Below are 23,052 nucleotides of genomic sequence, written 5' to 3'. Positions count from 1 at the left end.
TCTGTCCTTAGCGCTGTCCGCCGGTCTGCTTGAGGAAGTTGGCGAACAGCTCGTGGCCTTGTTCGGTCAGGATCGATTCAGGGTGGAACTGCACGCCCTCGACGTTCAGGGTCTTGTGGCGCAGGCCCATGATCTCGTCCACCGAGCCGTCCTCGTGCGCCGTCCAGGCCGTGACCTCCAGGCACTCGGGCAAGGTCTCGCGCTTGACCACCAGCGAGTGGTAGCGCGTCACGGTGACCGGGTTGGCCAATTCGGCGAACACGCCCAGGTCGCGATGATGAACGGGGCTGGTCTTGCCATGCATCACCTGACGGGCGCGCACCACCTCACCGCCGAACGCCTGGCCGATGGACTGATGGCCCAGGCAGACGCCCAGGATCGGCAGCTTGCCGGCGAAATGCCGGATGGCGTCGAGGGAGATCCCGGCTTCGCTCGGGGTGCAGGGGCCGGGAGAGACGACGATGCGCTCCGGGGCCAGGGCCTCGATCTCGGCGAGGGTCAGCTCATCGTTGCGGATGACCTTGACCTCGGCCCCCAGCTCGCCCAGGTACTGGACCACGTTGTAGGTGAAGGAGTCGTAGTTGTCGATCATCAGCAGCATGGGGCACCTGTGCACTCGAGTCGATGAGAGAAACACCCTGGGGCAGCGACCTGCCGCGAACCTGCGCCGACCACCCGGCGCCATACAGCGCGCAGGGCAAGCCACACATCGCTGGCAGGGCGCGTGCGGGGTATCGTGCAAGGCATGGAACGGTGAATCGGCATGGGGCGTTCTCCTGGGGGTTGGAGCCGCCGTACCGGTGAGCTGTCTGGAATCTGGAACCTGCTGGCCGATGACGGCGGCAGGGTCCGGTTTCAAACCGCAACGACTTGCCGCTTCCTAGAGGAAGCGCCACCAACGGGTGAATGCAGTCGTCACGTGACAGGTCATGCTACCTAACCATCGAGGGTGTGCGAGCATGGCGTGATGCCATGGCCTGCGTGAAATGTGGCCCGAGTATAGCGTCGCGCCGAAGCGAGCGTCGATCACTTTTTCCGAGGTTTTTCCGCCTGATCGCAGGCTGTCCGCAGGCGCCGGATCTGCGCTGCATCGAGCGCCGGCCTCTGTACTGGGTCACAGGATGACGCACCTGTTCGAAGCGCTTTTTTCACCTCGATCGAAGCCCCCGCGTCTATCAGCGTACATGACGAGTTGCCTGGGAAATTTCCTAACCGAACTTGGGAAGCGTCTCCTATACCGGAGAAAACCGACTGCACCAGCATGCGCCTGGTTCACCGGCCGCGTTTCCAGGGTCGGCTATCGTTCCCTCACAACATCGATAACAAGGACCATCCCATGCGCACTCCCCCCTTCCTGCGCGCGCTGCTCGGCACGCTCATTCTGTCGGCGGGGCATGCCCTGGCCGCCCCGACGCCTTACTCGGGCATGGTCGTGTTCGGCGACAGCCTGAGCGACGCCGGTCAGTTTCCCGATACCCAGCACCTGCCCGGGGGCATGCGCTTCACCAATCGAGGGCCGGACGGTACGTATGGGCAGGTCTCGCCTACCCTGCTGGGCCAGCAACTGGGTATCGCACCGACGGCGCTACTGCCCTCCACCTCACCGCTGAATCCCACACTGGGCCTGCCGGATGGCGACAACTGGGCGGTCGGTGGCTATCGGACCGACCAGATCCTCGACTCGATCATCGGCACCTCCCTCGTGCAAAGTCCGGAAGCCGGCATCGACAGACGTCGGCCAGGCTACCTGGCCAATGGACGCAGGGCCGACCCCAACGCGCTGTATTACCTGACCGGAGGTGGTAACGACTTCCTGCAGGGACGGGTCACCAGTCCGGCAGGTGCAACTGCGGCCGCCTCGCGCCTGGCGGCCAGTGCCCAGGCGCTGCAACAGGCTGGCGCCCGCTACATCCTGGTCTGGCTGCTGCCCGACCTGGGGCAGACGCCCATTTTCAGTGGCTCGCCTCTGCAAGGGGCGCTGTCCCAACTGTCCGGGGCCTTCAACCAGGCGCTGGTCGGACAGCTGGGGCAAATCGATGCGCAGATCATTCCGCTCAACGTACCCGGGTTGCTGCAGGAAGCCATCCGCGACCCTGCGGCGTTCGGCCTGGCCCCGGACCAGAACCTGGTCGGCACCTGCTACAGCGGCAACAACTGCCTGCAGAACCCGGTCTATGGCATCGACGGCCTGACCCCCGACCCTGAGCGCCTGCTGTTCAACGATGCCGTGCACCCGACCACGGCAGGCCAGCGCCTGATCGCCGACTACGCCTACTCGATCCTCTCGGCACCCGGGGAACTGTCGCTGCTGCCCGACATGGCGCTGGGCAGCCTGGCGGTCCACCAGGACACCCTGCGCAGCCAGTGGCAGGCCCCCTGGCAGGCGACAGGCCAGTGGCAGGCGATCGTCGCCGCCAGCGGTCAGGACCTGGACATCGACGGGCAGCGCAGCGCCGCCAGTGGGGACGGCCGCGGCCACCAGCTGACCGTGGGCGGCAGCTACCGCGTGAACGAGGACTGGCGGCTGGGCGTGGCCGGTGGCGCAGGGCGACAGTCGCTGGAACTCGGCGCGCAAGACTCGCGCTACCGGTTGCACAGCTACCTGGCGACGGCCTTCGCCCAGTATGCGCATGACCGCTGGTGGGCCGATGCTGCCCTCACGGCTGGCCACCTGGACTACGACGACCTGAAACGGAGCTTCGCCCTGGGCGTCGGCCAGCGTACCGAGCGCGGCGACACCGACGGCCATGCCTGGGCCGCCATGGGCCGCCTGGGCGTGAACCTCATGCCCGAGACCAGCCGCTGGCAACTGTCGCCCTTCCTCAGCGCCGACTATGCCCGAGTCCATGTCGGGGGGTACGGCGAGCGCAGCGACCGCTCCACGGCTCTCGACGTCGAGACGCAGACACGTACGTCGAAACGCCTGGGCGCCGGCCTGCAAGCCGGCCTGGACCTGACGCCTCGCACGCGGCTGTTCGCAGAAGCGGCACGGGAGCACGAATTCGAAGACGACGCCCAGTCGGTGACGCTGAATCTCAAGCGCCTGCCAGGCAACCGCTTCAGCCTGGCCGGCTATCGCCCGGACAGCCAGCTGACGCGGGCCAGCCTGGGCCTCACCCAGGAGGTGGCGCCGGGCGTGCGCCTAGGGGCTCATTACGACTGGCGCAAACAGGGCGAACTCACCCAGCAAGGGGTGAACCTGGCCCTGAGCCTGGACTTCTGAGGCGGTTCACGGGGTCGGCCGCGCGACAGGATAGCGCCCCGTCGCACGGCTGACGGCGATCACGCCTGGCGCGTGGACTGCTCGGCGAGCGCCACGGCCCGGAACATGGCGCGGCGCTTGTTGATGGTTTCTTCCCACTCCAGCGCCGGTACCGAGTCGGCGACGATCCCGCCACCGGCCTGCACGTGCAGTTCGCCGTCCTTGATCACGGCGGTGCGAATGGCGATTGCGGTGTCCATGTTGCCGTTCCAGGCAAAATAGCCGACCGCACCGCCATAAACGCCGCGCTTGACCGGCTCCAGCTCGTCGATGATCTCCATGGCACGGATCTTCGGCGCCCCCGACAAGGTGCCGGCTGGCAGGATGGCGCGCAGGGCATCCATGGCCGTCAGGTCTTCGCGCAATTGCCCGGTGACGTTGGAGACGATGTGCATCACGTTGGAGTAGCGCTCGATCACCATCTTCTCGGTCAGGCGCACGCTGCCGGTCTGCGAGACACGTCCGGTGTCGTTGCGGCCCAGGTCGATGAGCATCAGGTGTTCGGCGATTTCCTTCTCGTCCGAGAGCAGGTCCTGCTCGAGCGCACGGTCGGCTTCCTCGGTCGCGCCCCGTGGCCGGGTGCCGGCGATCGGACGGACCGTGACCAGGTTGTCCTCGACCCGCACCAGCACTTCCGGCGAGCTGCCGACGACGTGGAAGTCGCCGAAGTTGAAGAAGTACATGTACGGCGTGGGGTTGAACGCTCGCAGCGCCCGGTACAGGTCGATGGGCGCTGCCTGGAAGTCGATCGACATGCGCTGGGACGGCACCACCTGCATGCAGTCGCCGGCCAGGATGTACTCCTTGATGGTATCGACCGCGCGCTCGTAGTCCTCGCGGGTGAAGCTGGAGCGGAACGCCGGTTCGGCAGCCTGTGGCCCACCCAGGTCGAGCCCACGACGCGGCAGGAGCGGCTCGCGCAGCGTGGCCAGCAAGGTCTGAAGGCGTGCCTGCCCTGCCTCGAAGGCGTTGTCCTGGGCCGGGTCGACCAGCACGATCGCATGCATCTTGCCCGCCAGGTTGTCGAACACCACGACGGCGTCGGACACCATCAGCAGGATGTCCGGCACACCCAGCGGATCGGGGTTGGGGCATGGGCCCAGGCGTGTCTCCACGTACCGCACGCAGTCATAGCCGAAATACCCGACCAGCCCGCCGTTGAAGCGCGGCAGGCCCGGAATGTCGGCGACCTTGTAGCGCTCCTTGAACTGCTCGACGAACGCCAGCGGGTCCTCGACATCATGGCACTCGACCTGCACGCCATCCTGCAGGACGCTGACCTGGTGATCGTGCACCCGCAGCACCGTGCGCGACGGCAGCCCGATCATCGAATAGCGCCCCCACTTCTCCCCGCCCTGGACGGACTCGAGCAGGTAGGTGTTGGGCTGGTCGGCCAGCTTCAGGTAGATCGACAGCGGCGTGTCGAAGTCGGCCAGGGTCTCGAAGGCCAGGGGAATGCGGTTGTAGCCGGCAGCGGCCAGGCGCAGGAATTCGTCGCGGGTCATGGGTCAGCCTCGTGGCAAGCAGCAATGGGTCGGGCAGGTGGAGCGGCCGGCGGTGCGCCGGCGGGCGAACGTCAGGCGCGCCAGCGCCAGCGGGCCAGTGCCTTGATGACTTTCATCCAGAGTGTGCCGTTGACCATCACGTCGGGATCCTTGTCCTGGGAGGCGTGAAGAGGCGTCAACGTTATCCCACTGTCGGTGACGACGCAACCAGGCACCAGCGCGCGCAGGTCATCGATCACCAGGTCCGGGGATTCCTCTTCGATCGGACGACCATGGTTGTAGCCGTAGCTCAGCGCCGCACAGGGCACGCCCGCCGCCTTGGCCGCCAGGACGTCGCTGCGCGAGTCGCCCACGAACAGCGATTCGCCCGGCTGGGCGCCGGCCATCTGCATGACCCGCAGCAAGGCCGCCGGGTCGGGCTTTTTCTGTGGCAGGGTGTCGCCGCCGATGATCCAGCGGAAATACCGGCCGAGCTTCATCTGGTCCAGCAAGGGCCCGACGAAGCGTTCGGGCTTGTTGGTGATCAAGGCCATCTCCACGCCCTGCCGGTTCAACCAGCGCAGGGTATCGACCACGCCCGGGTAGAGCGTGGTCAGCGTGTGCGGCTCGTCGTAGGCCTGCATGAACAGCTCGAGCCCGTGCGCCGCGTCGGCGTCGCTCACCTGGGCGTGCTCCAGGCTGCCGGCCAGGGCACGGCGGACCAGCACTTCGGCACCGTTGCCGACCCACTGGCGCACCGCCTCGAGCCCGGCCGGCGCACGCCCCAGGGCGACCAGCATGCGGTCGACCGCAGCGGCCAGGTCCGGCACCGAATCGATCAGGGTGCCGTCCAGGTCGAACATCACAAGCTTCGGCAGCGTCCCGGGAAACAGCTGCTCGAAGCCGCTCATGGGCGGGCCTGAGCCAGTTCGGCGCGCATCTGCGCGATGACGCTCTGGTAGTCCGGCGCGTTGAAGATCGCCGAACCGGCGACGAAGGTGTCGGCGCCGGCCGCTGCGATCTCGCGGATGTTGTTGACGTTCACGCCGCCGTCGATCTCCAGGCGGATGTCACGCCCGCTGGCATCGATCAGAGCCCGCGCTTCGCGCAGCTTGTCGAAGGTGCCGGGGATGAACTTCTGGCCGCCGAAGCCTGGGTTGACGCTCATCAGCAACACCATGTCGACCTTGTCCATCACGTACTTGAGCACGTCCAGGCCCGTGGCCGGGTTGAACACCAGGCCGGCCTTGCAGCCGCCGTCGCGGATCAGTTGCAGCGAGCGGTCGATGTGCTGGGTCGCTTCGGGGTGGAAGGTGATGTAGCTGGCGCCGGCCTCGACGAAGTCGCCGATGATACGGTCGACCGGGCTGACCATCAGGTGCACGTCGATCGGCGCGGTGATGCCGTATTTGCGCAGCGCCGTGCAGACCATCGGGCCGATGGTCAGGTTGGGCACGTAGTGGTTGTCCATCACGTCGAAATGGACGATGTCCGCCCCGGCCGCCAGGACCTTGTCGACCTCTTCGCCCAAGCGGGCGAAGTCGGCGGAAAGAATGGACGGGGCAATAGCGTAGGGCTGCATGGCGCACCTTTGGGCAGAATCACGGTGGCGCGCATTGTACCCCAGGCAGGCGGGTTGTCGCTGATTGGCGTCAACCCGGTTCGGCTGCCCTCCTCTGCCGTGGCCCGATGTGTCAGGTCGGCTGCTGGGTGCGCAGTTTCTCGCTGCGTCCGCGCAGCCACTCCAGCGTCAGCAGCAGGACCACGGAGAACGCGATCAGCAAGGTCGCCGCCGCCGCGATGGTCGGGCTGAGGTTCTCGCGGATGCCGCTGAACATCTGCCGCGGCAAGGTGGCTTGCTCGGGCCCGGCGAGAAACAGCGTCACCACCACCTCGTCGAACGAGGTGGCGAAGGCGAACAGGGCGCCGGAAATCACGCCCGGCGCGATCAGTGGCAAGGTCACCCGGCGGAACGCCAGCAAGGGCGATGCGCCCAGGCTGGCGGCGGCGCGCACCAGGTTGTGGTTGAAGCCCTGCAAGGTCGCCGACACGGTGATGATCACGAACGGCACGCCCAGCACCGCGTGCACCAGGATCAGCGACAGGAAGCTGTTGCCCAGACCCAGCGGTGCGAAGAACAGGTAGCTGGCCACACCGATGATCACCACCGGCACCACCATCGGCGAGATCACCAGCGCCATCACCAGCGACTTGCCCGGAAAGTCGCCTCGGGTCAGGCCGATCGCCGCCAGGGTGCCGAACACCATGGCCAGCACGGTGGCCGCCGGCGCCACGATGATGCTGTTCTTCAAGGCCCGCATCCATTCGGCCGAGGCGAAGAAGTCCTGGTACCACTGCAGGGAAAACCCTTGCAGCGGGTACACCAGGAAGCTGCCGCTGTTGAACGACAGCGGCACGATCACCAGCACGGGCAGGACCAGGAATAGCAGGATCAGGCCGCACAGGATGCGCAGGCCGTAGAACCAGGCCCGCTCGAGGGGCGACAGGTAAGGATGGGTCATGGCGAAGGCTCCTCAGCTCAGGCGCAGGCGGCTGGCGCCGACCAGCCAGCTATAGATCAGGTACAGCACCACGGTCGCCAGCAGCAGCAGGCCGCCCAGCGCGGTGGCCATGCCCCAGTTGATGCTGGTGTTGGTGTAGAACGCGACGAAGTAGCTGACCATCTGGTCGTTCGGGCTGCCGAGCAGCGCCGGGGTGATGTAGTAGCCGATGGCGAGGATGAAGACCAACAGGCAGCCGGCGCCGATGCCGGCATAGGTCTGCGGGAAGTACACCCGCCAGAAACTGGCGAACGGGTGGCAGCCCAGGGAGATCGCCGCGCGCATGTAGCTGGGCGAGATGCCTTTCATGACGCTGTACAGCGGCAGGATCATGAACGGCAGGAGAATGTGCACCATGGAGATGTACACCCCGGTGCGGTTGAACACCAGCTCCAGCGGCGCATCGATGATGCCCATGGCCATCAGCGCACTGTTGATCAGCCCGCCCGATTGCAGCAGCACGATCCAGGCCGCCACGCGCACCAGGATCGAGGTCCAGAACGGCAGCAGCACCAGGATCATCAACAGGTTGCTCTGGCGCGTGGGCAGGTTGGCCAGCAGGTAGGCCAGGGGGTAGGCCAGCAGCAGGCAGATGACCGTGATCACCGCGCCCATCCACAGCGTGCGCGCGAAGATGTCGAGGTAGATGGCCTGGTCGGGCGTGGCCTTGGCCACCTCGCCCAGGTCATCGATCCGATGGTCCACCGAGGCCAGCAGGTAGAACGGCGTCACCGTGCTGGTGTTGCGCCGGATGGCCTGCCAGTACGCCGGGTCGCCCCAGCGCTCGTCGAGCATCTGCAAGGCCTCCTTGTACGACACGGGCTCCTGCTTGAACGGCAAGGCGCGCGCCGTCTTGGCCAACAGGCTGCGGTAGCCGGCCAGCTCCATGTTCAGGCGCTTGGACAGGTCGCCCAAGGTCTGGCGCTTGCGCGCTTCGGCCAGGTCCTGGCTCAGTGCCCGGTAGGCCTCCTCACCCGGCAGGCCCTTGCCATCCCAGGCCGAAACCGCTTCGACCGTACGTGGCAGTCCGGCGACCACCTCCGGGTTGGCGACGCTCTTGAACAGCAGCGCGGCGATGGGGACCAGAAACACCAGCAGCAGGAACAGCGCCAGGGGCGCGATCAGGGCCTGGGCCTTCCAGCGGTTGACCCGCTCGGCGCGCTTGAGCCGCTGCTTGAGGGTTGGACCGGCGCCTTCGTTGACGGGCACTGCAATGGCCATGGCGAACTCCGAAATCAGAAAAGCGAGCGGCGCGGCCCCGTACGACACGGTCCGCGCTCCTGGGGTGCGGCTTACTTCTTCGCCGCCCAGGCGTTGAAGCGTTGCTCCAGGGCCTCACTGTTGTCGGCCCAGAAGGCCACGTCGATCTGCACCTGATTGGCGATGTTCTGCGGCGTGGTCGGCATGTCCTGCTTGATCGTGTCGGCGAGCAGGCTGACGGCTTTGGTGTTGGCCGGCCCGTAGGCGATGTTCTCGGAATAGATCTTCTGCTGCTCGGGCTGGACCGAGTAGGCGATGAACTGCTTGGCCTGCTCCTGGTTCTTGGCACCTTTGGGAATGGCCCAGGCATCGAAGTCGTAGATGCCGCCGTTCCACACCACCTTGAGGTTGCTGGCTTTCTGTACCGCGGCGATGCGACCGTTGTAGGCCGAACTCATCACCACGTCGCCCGAGGCCAGGTACTGCGGCGGCTGAGCGCCCGCTTCCCACCACTGGATGTTGGCCTTGAGCTGGTCGAGCTTCTTGAAGGCACGGTCCTGACCTTCCTTGGTACCAAGCACGCTGTAGACATCCTTCGGCGCCACGCCATCGGCCATCAGCGCGAACTCCAGGGTGTACTTGGCGCCCTTGCGCAGGCCACGCTTGCCGGGGAATTTCTCGGTGTCCCAGAAATCTGCCCAACTGGTCGGCGCGCTCTTGAGCTTGTCGGCGTTGTAGGCCAGCACCGTCGACCAGACGAAGAAGCCGACGCCGCACGGCTGGATGGCGCCCTTGACGTAGTCGCTCTCGGCGCCGAAGAGGGCCGGATCGAGCTCTTCGAACAAGCCCTCGTCGCAGCCGCGCGCCAGCTCCGGCGACTCGACCTCGACCAGGTTCCACGACACGCTCTGGGTGTCGACCATGGCTTTGACCTTGGCCATCTCGCCGTTGTACTCCCCGGCGACGATCTTGCCCTTGCCGGCCTTTTCCCACGGCTCGTAGAACGCCTTGACCTGGGCGGCCTTGTTCGCGCCCCCGAACGACACCACCGTCAGGTCGGTCGCCGAGGCCTGGGCGGCGGCCAGCAGGCCAAGGGTCAGGGCGGTCAGTTTCAGCTGTTTGCGCATTCTTGTTCTCTCCGCGGTACAGGGTTGGGTGAGGCAGGTGTGTTCAGTGGAGTTCGGTCACAGGGTCGAGCGCACGGGCATGCTCCACGGCCCAGCCCAGGGGGATGACGTCACCCACGGCCAGGGCCGGATCGAGTTCGGCGATGGGCTGCTTGACGAAGAAGTCGGCCTTGCCGCACACCTCCAGACGCACGCGCACGTGGTCGCCCAGGTAGATGAATTCGGCCACGCGCCCCGAGAACCGATTGACGCTGGCTTCGCTCTGCCCACCGAGGCGAACGCGCTCCGGCCTGATCGACACGGTCACCGGCTCGCCGACCTGCCCGACGTTCACTGCCAGGGCCTCGACCTGCTCGCCCTGGGCCAGGCGCACCTGGCAGCGGTCGCCGCTGCGTGCGACCAGGGTGCCGCCGAGGCGATTGTTCTCGCCGATGAAGTTGGCCACGAAGGTATTGCTCGGCGCCTCGTACAGGGTGCGCGGATCGGCGATCTGCTGGATCTCGCCCTGATGGAACACCGCCACGCGGTCGGACATGGTCAGGGCTTCGCCCTGATCGTGGGTCACGTAGACCACGGTCACGCCCAGGCGCTGGTGAATGTGCTTGATCTCCATCTGCATGTGCTCGCGCAGTTGCTTGTCGAGCGCACCGAGCGGCTCGTCCATCAGCACCAGCTGCGGCTCGAACACCAGCGCTCGTGCCAGCGCCACGCGCTGCTGCTGGCCGCCGGACAGCTGGCCGGGGTAGCGCTTGGCGAAGGTGTCCAGCTGGACCATGCCCAGCACCCGCTTGACCCGCTCGTCGAGCTCGGCCTTGCCCATGCCGCGCACGCTGAGCGGGAACGCCAGGTTTTCCGAGACGGTCATGTGCGGGAACAGGGCGTAGTTCTGGAACACCATGCCGATGTCACGTTTGTGCGGCGGCACACGATTGATCGAACGCCCGGCCAGCTGGATTTCGCCGGCGGTCGGGGTCTCGAAACCGGCCAGCATCATCAGGCTGGTGGTCTTGCCCGAGCCGGAAGGACCGAGCAAGGTGAGGAATTCGCCCTTGCGGATGTCCAGGTTGAGGTCTTTGACGATCAGCGACTCGCCGTCGTAGCTCTTCTGCACACCACGGAAGCTGACCAGCGTCTCGCCACTCGCGGCCCTCGGACTCGCCTCGCTCATACCTGCACCTTCTTGTTGGAATGACTGCCGTGTTCGCAGACTAGAGAAGGTCGAGCGCCAGGAAAATCGGGGCTGATGAGAGATTGCCATCATCCCGGTGGAAGGCTGGGGGTAGGGATTGCCCTACAGCAGTGGCAAGCGGCAAGCGGCAAGCGGCAAGCGGCAAGCGGCAAGCGGCAAGCGGCAAGCGGCAAGCGGCAAGCGGCAAGCGGCAAGCGGCAAGCGGCAAGCGGCAAGCGGCAAGCGGCAAGCGGCAAGCGGCAAGCCAGAGCGTCAGCGCCGCCTCGCCGTTCCGTCAACACCTGATTTACCGCGCCACCGTCCGCTTGTAGCTTGTAGCTTGTAGCTTGTAGCTTGTAGCTTGTAGCTTGTAGCTTGCAGCTTGCCACTCACACCAACCGATGCTCCATGGCATACCGCACCAGTTCGGCCAGCGAGTTGACCTTGAGCTTCTGCATCAGCCGCGCCTTGTGGGTGCTGATGGTCTTGCTGCTGAGCGCCAGCTGGTGGGCGATGTCGTTGACGTTGGCGCCTTGGGCCAGGCGTTCGAAGACCGAGAACTCGCGTTCCGACAGCAGCGTGTGCAGGGGGCGGGCGTCGGTCAGGCCGACTTCGAACACCATGCGGTCAGCCAGGGCCGGGTCGATGTAGCGCCCGCCCCCAGCCACCCGGCGGATGGCCGTAAGCAACAGCGCCGGGTCGCTGTCCTTGGTGGCATAGCCTGCCGCCCCGGCCTTGAGCGCGCGGGCCGCCATCTGCGCCTCGTCGTGCATGGACAGCATCAGGATCGCCGGTGCAGGCGCCAGGGCGCGAATCCGGGGAATTGCCTCCAGGCCGCTGCTGCCGGGCATGGAAATGTCCAGCAGAACGACGTCGCAGGGCGTGTGCCGCAACGTCTCGAGCAAGTGCTCCACGGTGCTCGCCTCGCCCACCACCTGCAGGTCCTTGGCCAGGCCGATCAGTTGCTTGATGCCCTCGCGGACGATGGTGTGGTCTTCGGTCACCACTACACGAATCACGGTCGTTTCTCCTGCAAGGGAAGGGTCACGCTCAGGCTGGTGCCCTCGCCGGGCTCACTGTCCAGCGTCAGCTCGCCGCCGAGCATCAGCACGCGCTCGCGCATGCCGACCAGCCCGAAGGAGGTGGGTCGCGGGCAGTGCGGGTCGAAGCCGACGCCATCATCGGTGACGGTCATGCTCAGGCGCTCGCCTCGGCAGGTCAGGGCGATCTGCACCGTATGGGCCTGCGCATGGCGTATCACGTTGGTCAGCGCCTCCTGAAGAATACGAAACAGGCCCGTGGCCTTGGCGTCGCTCAAGGCCGGCGGGTGATCGGGCACCTGGACCAGGCACGGGATCTGTGTGCGCGCCTCGAAACGCCGCGCCTGCCACTCGATCGCCGAGGCAATGCCCGCGTCCAGAATCGGCGGGCGCAGGGCCGAGGCCACATCCCGCACCAGCTGGAACAACTGCGCGATCAGCCGCTTCATGGCTTCAAGGCGCTCGCCCAGGCCAGGGTCGAGCCCGGCATAGGCCAACTCGCACATCGACACCTCGAGCTTGAGCACCGTCAGCATCTGCCCCAGCTCATCGTGCACCTCACGGGCGATGCGCGCCTTTTCCTCTTCTCGCACGCTCTCCAAGTGCGCCGACAGCTCACGCAACTGCTCCTGGGAACGCGCCAGCGCCAGCTCCGCACGCTTGCCCTGGGTGATGTCCCAGACGACCCCGTCCCACACCACCCGGCCGTCGTCCAGGCGTCGGCTGCTGGCCTTGATGTCGGCCCAGCGCTGTTCACCGGTACGGGTCAGGATACGCCCCTGCCACGACCAGTCCTGATCGTTGGCCAGCGCCAGGTCCTGCACGCGATGATAGTCGGCGCGGTCCTCGGGGTGCACCAGGTTTCGCAGGCCCATGCCCGGCTGCTGGATGGCGGCGGGCGTGTAGCCGACCAGGGCCTCGCTGCCTTCGCTGACATAAGGGAACTCCAGCTCGCCCTCGGCCGGGTCGCGTTCGAGGCGAAACACCAGCCCCGGCACGTTGCCGGCAATGCCCTTGAGCCGTGCCTCGCTTTCCCGGACGGCCTCGAGGGAACGCTGGCGCTCGGTGACGTCGGTCATGAACACCACCAGGTATTCCGCATCGCGAAAGCGCAGGAAGCTCAGTGACAGGTCGACCGGCAGCAGGTTGCCGTCCGCTGCACGGCAGTGGATCTCGACCTGTTCGACCTGGTCGCGACCGGCGCGGGCCTGGTTCCACACGGCGAGCCAGCGGTCCATGTCCAGTGTCGGGTCCAGGTCGCGCAAGGTGCGCTCCAGCAGCGACGGTGTCGTGTCGCCGAACAGGCGCTCGGCGGCCTGGTTGGCATAGCGGATGCGACTGTCCCAGGTGATCCAGAGGATGCCGACGGTGTTCTGGTCGATGGAAAACTGGCTCAGGCGCAAGGCCTCCTCACGGGCCTGGCGCTCGATCAACTGGTCACGCAAGGCGGACACCTGGCGCTCGGCCTGGCGCATCTGCCGCCGCTGCCATGACAGCGTGGCCAGGCCGACCAGTAACAGCAGGCCGAACAGGCACGCCAGGTTGCGCCAGAACTCGGGCGACTCGCCCACAGGGGACGCCGGCGGTTGCAGCCAGCGGTGATGCAGCTGCTCCAGTGTCTTGGCGGGCATGGCTTGCAGCCCTTGCTCAAGGATGTCGGCCAGCATCGGCCAGTCACGACGCGAGCCGAGGCGCAACAGCTGCGGCAGACCGACGTCGCCCAGCACCACGAGGTCGGTGAACTCGCCTTCGCGGGACAGGCGGCCGAACTGCGCCTCGTCCAGCACCGCATAGCTCGCCTGCCTGCCGACGACGCCTTGCAGGGCCGCGCGCTCGTCCGGGACGCCTTGCAGGTTGAGGCCCGGGTAGGTGGTGCGCAACGCATCGGCCAGTGCGCTCGGCATGCGCACCGCCACGCGCGCCTCGGCGCCCAGGCGCTCCAGGTCGACCTGGGGGGTCCCGCCTCGCAGGCCGATCAGTCGCTGGGGGATCCGCATGTAGGGGTCGGAGAACAGCCACAGGCGCAAGCCCGCAGGCGTCTGGACCTGACCTGGCGCGAAGTCGACCTCGCCGGCCTGAAGCGCACGCTCGAGCGCCGCCTGATCGGGAAAGTGCCGCCAGGTCAGGTCGAGGGACAAGGCCTGGGCCAGCCAGCCGACCAGCTCCACGTTGGCCCCATAGAGCTGCTGCAATCGGCGGTCGAACTGCGCATAGGGTGCTTGCAGCACCAGTCCGACGCGCAGGTCGCGGTGCGTGTCGAGCCAGCGCTGCTGCGCAGGTTGCAACACGACCTGTGCCGGGGGCGCATCCGCAGCGATGACCAGCCAGGGCAACAGCCACCCACCCACGATCCACAGCCAACGCATTCGCTTCATCTGTCTTGTTCGTCCTGGCGCATCGACTTGGCGTGGCCGACTGCGGAAAATACGATTAGGCTGGCGGTAACATTCTGGCCTGGGAGAGCGCCATGTCCACACTGTACCGCACTGCGCTCGGCATGCTTTGCCTGACCTCACTGTTCGGCCTGGGCGCATACGCCGCCGACCCGGCGCCTGAGGCCAGCCCGACGCCCGATGCCAGCACGGCGCCAGCGCCGGCGCCCACGCGCCCGCCCCTGCTCGAACGCAGCCAGGAAGAGGCCGCAGCGCTCGAACGCCAGGTCCCCAAGGCTGAACAGCAGACGCTCGACGCCGGCGAAGAACGCTTTCTGGCCCTGTGGAAGCCGGCCAATAGCGGCGACCCCAAAGGCGCGGTGATTCTCGTCCCAGGCGCGGGCGAGACGCCCGACTGGCCACGCTCGGTGGGGCCTTTGCGGCAGAAATTCCCCGACGCCGGCTGGCACAGCCTGAGCCTGTCGCTGCCCGATCTGCTGGCCGACGCCCCCCAGGCGCGCGTGGAGCCCTCCCCCGCCCCGCCCAAGGCTGCAGGTCAGGACGAGCAGGCGCCGGCCAAGGATACCCCTGCCGACGCCAACGCCAATGTCGCCCAAGCCACCGCACCCGATGCCGACGTGGCCGAAAGCACCGATGCCGTCGACGCCAGCGACCAGAACGATGCGGCGGACGCGGCGCGCATCTTCGCCCGCCTCGACGCGGCCGTGGCCTTCGCCCAGCAGCAGAATGCCCGCACCGTGGTCCTGCTCGGCCATGGCAGCGGCGCCTATTGGGCAGCGCGCTACATGAGCGAAAAACAACCGGCGCAGGTCGCCAGGCTGGTGCTGGTCTCGCCGCAGACCCCCGCGCGGGTCGAGCATGGGCTCGACAGCCTGGTGCCGACCCTCAAGGTACCGACGGCGGACCTGTACTACGCCACCGACGAGCAGGCCCGCCGTGCGGCGGCCCAACGCCTGCAGATCAGTCAGCGCGAGAAGGACAGCACCTACCGGCAGATGCTGCTGATCGCCTTGCCGGGCAACCTGGCGGTCGAGCAGGAGCAGCTGTTCCGACGCATACGCGGCTGGCTCAGCCCTCATGGCGCCAGCTGAGCCGGCAGCATCCCGGTCAGGCGCGCCGCTCAGCGTGCTTGGCGCGATTTGACCAGGGCATAGGCCTGGTGCAGTTCACGGGTGCGCTCGGTGGCCTGCCGTACCTGGGCCTCGGTGGCACCACTACCGGTCAGCTTGTCGGGGTGGTGCTGGCTCAGCAGCCGACGGTAGGCGTGCTTGACCTGCTGGGCACTGGCCGTGTCGGTGACGCCCAACAGTCGCAAGGCCGCCCTATGGTCCATGCCTGCGACAGGGGCCGGCGTGCTGGCGCGAGGCTGATAGTCACGCCCCAGGGCCCGTACCTGGGCCAGGCTCAGCCCGAGCGTCTTGCCCCAGCTCAGCAGCAGCTCACGTTCCCGAGATCCGGCCTGGCCATCGGCCCAGACCATGCGCCAGCACGCCCGCAGCGTGCCTTCGGCGGCATGGTCCTGGGTGCTCAGATGGCGCAGGTGATGGGTCAGGCGATCCTTGCCGACCTTGCCACGGTTGAACGCCGCGATCGCTCGCTGGCGTCCCGGCTCATCCAGACCGAGGCGCGCCATCTCGTCACGCGCCTGGCGGATGTGGGCCTCATCGACTCGGCCATCCTGCTTGGCCAGGCGCCCTAGCAGGACGAACAGCAACTCGTCGTCCTGCAGCCGGGAGCGACCCGCCAGCCGCTCGCGCAGATCGCCCCAGCCCTGTACACGCCAGCGGCGATCCAGCACCTGGCCCAACAGTCCGCCGAGCAGCGCCCCTGGAATGCTGGCGACAGCGAACCCGGTCCCGGCGCCCAGCAACGTGGCTGGCCACCACACCTCAGGCGCGCTCCGCGAGTACACGCTCGACCTGGGCCAGACGCTCCGGGGTCCCGACATCGATCCACTGTCCACGGTAATGCTCACCGCTGACCTGGCCCTGGGCCATGGCCCGACGCAGCAGCGGGGCCAGCTTGAAGGCACCGGCCTGGCAGCCGTCGAACAGCGCAGGGTGCAGCACCGACAGCCCGCTGAAGGTCAGGCACGTACCCTCCTCCGACGCATCGCTGACCTGGCCCTGCGCCAGGCTGAAATCACCCTGGCCGTGGTGCTCGGGGTTGTCGACCAGCACCAGGTGGGCCAGCCCGGTCAGGGGGCGACGCAACCCGGCCAGGTCGTAGTCGGTCCAGACATCACCGTTGATCAGCACGAAGGGCTGGTCACCCAGCAGCGGCAACGCCTTGAAGATGCCGCCGCCGGTTTCCAGCGGCTCGGCCTCGGCCGAATGGGCGATGCGCAGGCCCCAGCGACGGCCATCGCCCAGGTAATCCTCGATCTGTTGTCCGAGCCAGGCATGGTTGACGACCACCTCGTCGAAGCCGGCAGCGGCCAGACCCCGCAGGTGGTACTCGATCAGCGGCACGCCTGCCACCGGCACCAGCGGCTTGGGCGTGTGCAGGGTCAAGGGGCGCATGCGCTCACCCTTGCCGGCGGCGAGGATCATCGCCTTCATGGACGCGCTCCGGCCGCAGCCTGCCACTCGCCGATCAGGCTCTGCAGCTCGGCCAGCTCGGGACGACGGGCAATCACTTCTTCTATATAGGCGAAGAACCGCGGCACATCGGCCAGGTAACGCGGCTTGCCGTCGCGGTGACAGATCCGCGCGAAAATGCCGATCACCTTCAGGTGCCGCTGCACGCCCATCAGGTCGCTGGCCCGGTGAAAGGCCTCGAACGTCGACTGCACGGGGATGCCGGCGGTCCGGGCCCGCTCCCAGTAACCGCGCAGCCAGCCCTCGACCCTGACGGCAGGCCAGCTCAGGAAGGCATCCTTGAACAGGCAGGTGATGTCGTAGGTGACCGGGCCGTAGACCGCGTCCTGGAAGTCCAGCACGCCAGGGTTGGGCGTGCTGAGCATCAGGTTGCGCGGCATGAAGTCGCGGTGCACCAGCACCTGGGGCTGGGCCAGGGCGCTGTCGATCAGTTGCTGGCAGACACGTGCCCAGGCCGCCTGCTGGTCGGCGGTCGGGGTCAGGCCCAGTTCACGGCCGACGTACCACTCCGGGAACAGCTGCAGCTCGCGGCGCAGCAGGGCGTCGTCGTAGTGGGGCAACGGCGCTTCGCGCGGCAGACGCTGGATGGCCAGCAGGGCGTCGATGGCGTCGGCGAACAGCGCATCGGCGTTGTCCGCATCGATCACGTCCAGGTAGGTCTGCAGGCCCATGTCCCCGAGCAGCAGGAAGCCACGCTCCAGGTCCTCGGCATGCAGGACGGGCACATGCACCCCGGCGCTGGCCAGTAACCGGTCGATCTCGACGAACGGTCGGCAGTTCTCCTGGGGTGGTGGGGCGTCCATCACCACGAACGAGCGGCCCTCGCCCTGCCAGCGGAAGTAGCGGCGGAAGCTGGCGTCGCTGCTGGCGGCGCTCAGCGTACCCGGGGAGACGTCGCCCCAGCCTTCGCGTGCGTAGAGCTGGCGCAAGGCAGTGTCGAGCCACGGGGTGAGGTGTTGCAGGCGTGCATCGTGTTCGGGCATTACGTGGGTCTCCGACGGCCCTAGCCGTCAAGCGGGTCATGCTTTATTATCCAGCATCTTTTTCAGACCATCGAGAGGCGTGCGGCCCCACACGCGGGCAGATGGCACGCAGGAAGCCCGGACTAATAAGATGGCATTGAAATCCCCCGCGTTTCGTAGAAAGTTCCCGTTGCTGGTGACAGGCGGCCTGCTGGCGCTGCAACCTCTGGCCACGCCGTACGTGGTGGCTGCCGAGCAGTTCGACTGCCAAGTGTCCGCCTCTGGAGGCTGGGACTGCAACCCCAAGACCCCGGCTGCCACGCTGCCGCCGCGCCCCGTACACAATGGCGCTGCCTTGTCGTCCGGCACTGCCGCACGCGACAGCGACGCCAGTCAGTCCGCGTCCGACGACGAGGCGTCCAAGCCGGTGCTGGTCACCGAGAGCAAAGGCCGTGGCCTGAAATCGCGCAGCGAAGACTACAGTCACCTCGACTGGGTCCCGCGCGAGAAGCTCACCCCTGCCCAGCTGGCCGAGACCGGCCCCTACTGCGGTGGCGCCTACATCGAGCCGACCCGTCCAGGCATGAACGACAGCACGCCCAAGGACGAGTCGCCGACCTACCTGAACGCCAAGGTCTCCCGCTACCAGCAGGATCAGCAGATCGCGACCCTGGCCGGTGACGTGGTCATGCGCCAGGGCAGCATGCAGCTGCAGGCCGATGAAGCCAACCTCTACCAGACCGAGAACCGCGGCGAGCTCAAGGGCAACGTCAAGCTGCGCGACAACGGCTCGCTGGTGGTCGGCGACAAGGCCCAGGTGCAGCTCGACACGGGCGAGGCCCAGGTCGACAACGCCGAGTACGTGATGCACAAGTCGCGCATTCGCGGCAGTGCGCTGTACGCCAAGCGTGGCGAAAACGCCATCATCCGCTTGAAGGACGGCACCTACACCACGTGCGAGCCGGGCAGCAACGCCTGGCAGCTCAAGGGCAACAACATCACGCTGAACCCGGCCACCGGTTTCGGCACCGCGACCAACGTCACCCTGCGGGTCAAGGATATTCCGGTGTTCTACACACCGTACATCTACTTCCCGATCGACGACCGTCGCCAGTCCGGCTTCCTGCCGCCGTCGTTCAGCAGCAGCAGCGACACCGGCTTCACCCTGGTCACGCCGTACTACTTCAACCTGGCACCGAACTACGATGCCACGTTGTACCCACGCTACATGACCAAACGCGGCATGCTCGTCGAAGGCGAGTTCCGCTACCTCACCGAATCCAGCGAAGGCCAGATCGGTGGCGCCTACCTCAACGATCGGGAGGACGACCGCAAGGACCAGACCGATTACAAGGACCAGCGCTGGATGGTCAACCTGCAGCACAAGGGCGGCCTGGACGATCGCCTGATGACCGAGGTGAACTACACCGACATCAGCGACCCGTTCTACTTCCAGGACCTGGAGTCCGACCAGATCGGCGTCGAAGACAAGGACATCCTCGACCAGCAGGGCGCCGTCACCTGGCGCGGCGACAGCTACACCGCGCGCCTGAACCTGCACGCCTACGAGATGGCCACCATCTCGCAGATCACGCCGTACGACCGCCTGCCGCAGATCACCTTCAACGGCATGCTGCCGTACCACCCGAACGGCCTGGATTTCAGCTACGAGACCGAGGCCGTGCGCTTCGAGCGTGACCTGAAGAACGATTTCGTTCTGGACAAGGACGGCAATCCGGACACTAGCGTAGGCATTCCAGGTCGCCGTCTGGACCAGAACGTTACCGGTATCGCCCGGGCCAACGGCACACGTCTGAACGTCGCACCGGCCATCAGCCTGCCGATGGAAGCCAGCTACGGGTTCATCACGCCCAAGCTCAAGTACGCCTACACCCAGTACGACCTGGACCTGGACGGCAAGGGCAAGCAAGAGGCCCTCGTACAGGCGAACGATCCTGCCTACGGCAACTACAGCAGCTCGGTCAGCCGCAGCGTTCCGATCCTGAGCGTGGACAGCGGCCTGTACTTCGACCGCAACACGCAGTTCTTCGGCACCAACTACCGCCAGACCCTCGAGCCGCGGCTGTTCTACCTCTACGTCCCGTACAAGGACCAGAAGGACATCCCGATCTTCGACTCGACGGAGAACACCTTCAGCTACGCGTCGCTGTTCCGCGACAACCGCTTCGCCGGCACCGACCGCATCGGTGACGAGAACAAGCTGTCGCTGGGCGTGACCAGCCGCTGGATCGAAGACAACGGCTTCCAGCGTCAGCGCGTGAGCATCGGCCAGGCGCTCTACTTCAAGGACCGCAAGGTCCAGCTGCCGGGCATCAACTACCGCGATCGCCAGAACGCACGGTCGGACGTCTCGCCGTATGCCCTGGAATACGAATACGCCTTCAACCGCGACTGGCGCTTCAATTCCGATTTCAACTGGGATCCGGACAGCCGCAGCACCCAGTCGGGCAGCGCGATGTTCCACTACCAGCCGGAAGACAACCCGAACAAGGTGGTCAACCTCGGTTACCGCTACCGCAACGACATGGTCACCTACGACTCGCTGACCGGTAAGTGGAAAGTGGGCGGTGGCGACTACGGTCAGCCGGGCGATGCGAACTACATCAAGGACTACTACAAGATCCAGCAGCATGACTTCTCAGTCATCTGGCCGATCGTCCCGCAGTGGAGCGCGATCGCACGCTGGCAGCACGACTACAACCGCAACCGTACCCTGGAAGCCTTCGGTGGTTTCGAGTACGACAATTGCTGCTGGAAACTGCGCGTGATCAACCGGTACTGGATCGACTACGACGATTACAGCCAGGCGATTCCACAGAACGAGAAAGGCGACCACGGCATCTTCCTGCAAGTCGTGCTCAAGGGCCTCGGCGGTGTAGTGGGCAAAAAGGTCGAGTCCTTCCTCGACCAGGGCATTCAAGGTTACCGCGAACGTGAAGACCAAGCTTTTTGATCGAATCCGCCCAGCGCTGCTGGGCCTCGCCATGCTGAGCGGCGCGGTACATGCCGCGGTTCAGCCCCTGGACCGCGTCGTGGCCATCGTCGACAACGACGTGGTGATGCAGAGCCAGCTGGACCAGCGCACCCGTGAGGTGCAGCAGACCATCGCCAAGCGTGGCGGCGGTGTGCCGCCGGCCAGCGCCCTGCAGCAGCAGGTGCTGGAGCGCCTGATCGTCGAGAACCTGCAACTGCAGATCGGCGAGCGTTCGGGTATCCGCATCACCGACGAGGAACTGAACCAGGCCATCGCCACCATTGCCCAGCGCAACGGCATGACCCCGGATCAGTTCCGTGCGGCGCTGACCCGCGACGGCCTGTCCTTCGACGACGCTCGCGAGCAGGTCCGTCGCGAGATGGTGATCAGCCGTGTGCGCCAGCGCCGGGTGGCCGAGCGCATCCAGGTCTCCGAGCAGGAAGTGAAGAACTTCCTCGCCTCCGACCTGGGCAAGATGCAGCTGTCGGAAGAATTCCGCCTGGCCAACATCCTCATCCCCACGCCTGAAAGCGCCAGCTCCGATGCCATCCAGGCGGCGGCCCGTCAGGCCGGCGAGGTCTACCAGCAACTGCGTCAGGGCGCCGACTTCGGCCAGCTGGCCATCGCCCGTTCGGCGAGCGAGAACGCGCTGGAAGGCGGCGAGATGGGCTGGCGCAAGGCCGGCCAGCTGCCACCGGACTTCGCCAAGATGCTGGCGAGCATGGGCACGGGTGACATCACCCAGCCGATCCGCATCCCCAACGGCTTCATCATCCTGAAGCTGGAAGAGAAGCGCGGCGGTGCCGCCAACGTGCTGCGCGACGAAGTGCACGTACGCCACATCCTGATCAAGCCGAGCGAGATTCGCAGCGAAGCGGCGACCCAGCAACTGGCCGAGCGTCTCTACGAGCGCATCAAGAACGGTGAAGATTTCGCCGAGCTGGCCAAGAGCTTCTCGGAAGACCCAGGTTCCGCGCTCAACGGCGGCGACCTGAACTGGGTCGACCCGAACAGCCTGGTGCCGGAGTTCCGCGAGCAGATGGCCAACGCGCCGCAAGGCGAAGTGACCCGTCCGTTCCGTACCCAGTACGGCTGGCATGTGCTGGAAGTGCTGGGCCGCCGTGCCACCGACAGCACCGAGCAGGCGCGCGAGCAACAGGCCCTGAACGTGCTGCGCAACCGCAAGTACGATGAAGAGCTGCAAACCTGGCTGCGTCAGATCCGCGACGAAGCCTACGTCGAGATCAAGCTGCCTGGCGCCGACCAGGCCGCGCAGTGACCCCGCTGCGTTTCGCCGTCACGCCTGGCGAGCCAGCCGGCATAGGTCCCGACCTGTGCCTGCTGCTCGCCGCACAGGCCCATCCCCACGTCCTGATCGCCATCACCAGTCGTGTCCTGCTCCAGGAGCGGGCCGCGCAGCTGGGGGTGACGGTCGACGTGCGCGCGGTCGACCCACAGGCCTGGCCCGAGCAGCCCGCCCCGGCCGGCAGCCTGTATGTCTGGGACACGCCCCTGGCAAGCCCGGTACGCACAGGGCAACTGGACACGGCCAACGGGCCGTTCGTGCTCGAGACCCTGACCCGCGCCGCCCAAGGCTGCCTGGCCGGCGACTTCGCCGGGATGATCACCGCTCCGGTGCACAAGGGCGTGATCAACGACAGTGGCATCGCCTTCTCGGGACACACGGAGTTCCTGGCCGACCTGACTGCCACCGAGCAGGTGGTGATGATGCTGGCCACCCGTGGCCTGCGCGTCGCCCTGGTGACCACTCACCTGCCCCTGCGTGACGTGGCCGACGCCATCACGGCCGAGCGCCTGGAGCGCGTGACACGCATCCTGCACGCCGACCTGCAAGGCAAGTTCGGCCTGTCTCACCCGCGCATCCTGGTCTGTGGACTCAACCCGCACGCCGGCGAAGGCGGCCACCTGGGCCGCGAAGAGATCGAGCTCATCGAGCCGACGCTCGAACGGCTGCGCGGCGAAGGCATGGACCTGCGCGGACCGCTGCCGGCCGACACCCTATTCACCCCCAAATACCTGGAGCACTGCGACGCAGTGCTGGCGATGTACCACGACCAAGGCCTGCCCGTCCTCAAGTACAAGGGCTTCGGCGCTGCGGTCAACGTGACGCTGGGGCTGCCGATCATCCGCACGTCGGTGGACCATGGCACGGCCCTGGACCTGGCCGGCACCGGACGGATCGACACCGGCAGCCTGCAGGTCGCGCTGGAAACCGCCTACCAGATGGCCGAGAGCTGAG

18 protein-coding genes are annotated in these 23,052 nt (G+C 66.6%); 5 read left to right on the top strand and 13 right to left on the bottom strand.

The window, feature by feature from the left end:
* Positions 1-7: 7 nt before the first annotated feature.
* On the bottom strand, positions 8-601 hold the full coding sequence (locus G7007_RS15695) for an aminodeoxychorismate/anthranilate synthase component II (RefSeq protein WP_181103089.1): 594 nt from the start codon (positions 599-601) through the stop codon (positions 8-10).
* Positions 602-1,336: 735 nt separating this feature from the next.
* Between G7007_RS15695 and G7007_RS15690 the strand changes: the two genes are divergently transcribed.
* Positions 1,337-3,223 (top strand): autotransporter domain-containing SGNH/GDSL hydrolase family protein, encoded by a 1,887-nt coding sequence (locus G7007_RS15690; protein ID WP_181103087.1) that lies wholly within the window; start codon positions 1,337-1,339, stop codon positions 3,221-3,223.
* Between the two features lie 59 nt (positions 3,224-3,282).
* Here the strand turns inward: G7007_RS15690 and trpE are convergent, their stop codons facing one another.
* The 9 genes from trpE to G7007_RS15645 form a co-directional block, all read right to left on the bottom strand.
* Positions 3,283-4,767, bottom strand: coding sequence for an anthranilate synthase component I (gene trpE, locus G7007_RS15685; protein ID WP_181103085.1), 1,485 nt, complete (start codon positions 4,765-4,767; stop codon positions 3,283-3,285).
* Positions 4,768-4,838: 71 nt separating this feature from the next.
* Entirely contained in the window at positions 4,839-5,657 is an 819-nt protein-coding gene (locus G7007_RS15680) for a phosphoglycolate phosphatase (protein ID WP_181103083.1), read from the bottom strand.
* On the bottom strand, positions 5,654-6,328 hold the full coding sequence (rpe, locus tag G7007_RS15675; protein ID WP_181103081.1) for a ribulose-phosphate 3-epimerase: 675 nt from the start codon (positions 6,326-6,328) through the stop codon (positions 5,654-5,656). The genes G7007_RS15680 and rpe overlap by 4 nt, the downstream gene beginning before the upstream one ends.
* A gap of 112 nt (positions 6,329-6,440) precedes the next feature.
* On the bottom strand, positions 6,441-7,268 hold the full coding sequence (locus G7007_RS15670; RefSeq protein ID WP_181103079.1) for an ABC transporter permease: 828 nt from the start codon (positions 7,266-7,268) through the stop codon (positions 6,441-6,443).
* Between the two features lie 12 nt (positions 7,269-7,280).
* Positions 7,281-8,528, bottom strand: coding sequence for an ABC transporter permease (locus G7007_RS15665; protein ID WP_181103077.1), 1,248 nt, complete (start codon positions 8,526-8,528; stop codon positions 7,281-7,283).
* Positions 8,529-8,599: 71 nt separating this feature from the next.
* Positions 8,600-9,634, bottom strand: coding sequence for an ABC transporter substrate-binding protein (locus G7007_RS15660; protein WP_181103075.1), 1,035 nt, complete (start codon positions 9,632-9,634; stop codon positions 8,600-8,602).
* A gap of 43 nt (positions 9,635-9,677) precedes the next feature.
* Positions 9,678-10,802 carry an ABC transporter ATP-binding protein gene (locus G7007_RS15655; RefSeq protein WP_181103074.1) on the bottom strand — a complete coding sequence of 375 codons (1,125 nt, stop codon included), beginning with the start codon at positions 10,800-10,802 and terminating at the stop codon, positions 9,678-9,680.
* A 389-nt stretch (positions 10,803-11,191) separates the two neighbouring features.
* Positions 11,192-11,821 carry a response regulator gene (locus tag G7007_RS15650; RefSeq protein ID WP_181103072.1) on the bottom strand — a complete coding sequence of 210 codons (630 nt, stop codon included), beginning with the start codon at positions 11,819-11,821 and terminating at the stop codon, positions 11,192-11,194.
* A complete protein-coding gene (locus G7007_RS15645; protein WP_181103071.1) occupies positions 11,818-14,217 on the bottom strand; it encodes a PAS domain-containing sensor histidine kinase in 2,400 nt (799 codons plus the stop codon). Before G7007_RS15645 ends, G7007_RS15650 begins: the two co-directional genes overlap by 4 nt.
* 92 nt (positions 14,218-14,309) lie before the next feature.
* Between G7007_RS15645 and G7007_RS15640 the strand changes: the two genes are divergently transcribed.
* On the top strand, positions 14,310-15,326 hold the full coding sequence (locus G7007_RS15640; protein ID WP_181103070.1) for an alpha/beta hydrolase family protein: 1,017 nt from the start codon (positions 14,310-14,312) through the stop codon (positions 15,324-15,326).
* Positions 15,327-15,355: 29 nt separating this feature from the next.
* On the opposite strand, the gene G7007_RS15635 is transcribed toward G7007_RS15640, so the two are convergent.
* From G7007_RS15635 to G7007_RS15625, 3 genes are read right to left on the bottom strand one after another with little or no spacing between them, the layout of a single operon-like run.
* The gene (locus tag G7007_RS15635) at positions 15,356-16,123 is read right to left on the bottom strand and encodes a DnaJ domain-containing protein (protein WP_181103069.1); all 768 of its coding nucleotides are present in this window, start codon (positions 16,121-16,123) and stop codon (positions 15,356-15,358) included.
* 1 nt (position 16,124) lies between these two features.
* Complete coding sequence (gene murU, locus G7007_RS15630) at positions 16,125-16,796, bottom strand: N-acetylmuramate alpha-1-phosphate uridylyltransferase MurU (protein WP_181103068.1); 672 nt, start codon at positions 16,794-16,796, stop codon at positions 16,125-16,127.
* Positions 16,793-17,818, bottom strand: a complete 1,026-nt coding sequence (locus G7007_RS15625; RefSeq protein ID WP_181103067.1) for an aminoglycoside phosphotransferase family protein — start codon at positions 17,816-17,818, stop codon at positions 16,793-16,795. Before G7007_RS15625 ends, murU begins: the two co-directional genes overlap by 4 nt.
* A 130-nt stretch (positions 17,819-17,948) precedes the next feature.
* Here G7007_RS15625 and G7007_RS15620 point away from each other — a divergent pair, with 130 nt between their 5' ends.
* From G7007_RS15620 to pdxA, 3 genes are read left to right on the top strand one after another with little or no spacing between them, the layout of a single operon-like run.
* Positions 17,949-20,771, top strand: a complete 2,823-nt coding sequence (locus G7007_RS15620; protein ID WP_181103066.1) for an LPS-assembly protein LptD — start codon at positions 17,949-17,951, stop codon at positions 20,769-20,771.
* Positions 20,752-22,071: a peptidylprolyl isomerase SurA gene (gene surA / locus G7007_RS15615; RefSeq protein WP_060392266.1), complete on the top strand. Its 1,320-nt coding sequence runs from the start codon at positions 20,752-20,754 to the stop codon at positions 22,069-22,071. The genes G7007_RS15620 and surA overlap by 20 nt, the downstream gene beginning before the upstream one ends.
* The gene (gene pdxA, locus G7007_RS15610; protein WP_181103064.1) at positions 22,068-23,051 is read left to right on the top strand and encodes a 4-hydroxythreonine-4-phosphate dehydrogenase PdxA; all 984 of its coding nucleotides are present in this window, start codon (positions 22,068-22,070) and stop codon (positions 23,049-23,051) included. Before surA ends, pdxA begins: the two co-directional genes overlap by 4 nt.
* The last annotated feature ends 1 nt before the right edge of the window (position 23,052 follow it).

The organism is Pseudomonas entomophila (genome assembly GCF_013523125.1).
Lineage (GTDB): Bacteria > Pseudomonadota > Gammaproteobacteria > Pseudomonadales > Pseudomonadaceae > Aquipseudomonas > Aquipseudomonas entomophila_B.
Note: the sequence above shows the minus strand (reverse complement) of the source record. Positions and strands in the feature narration are given on the sequence as shown.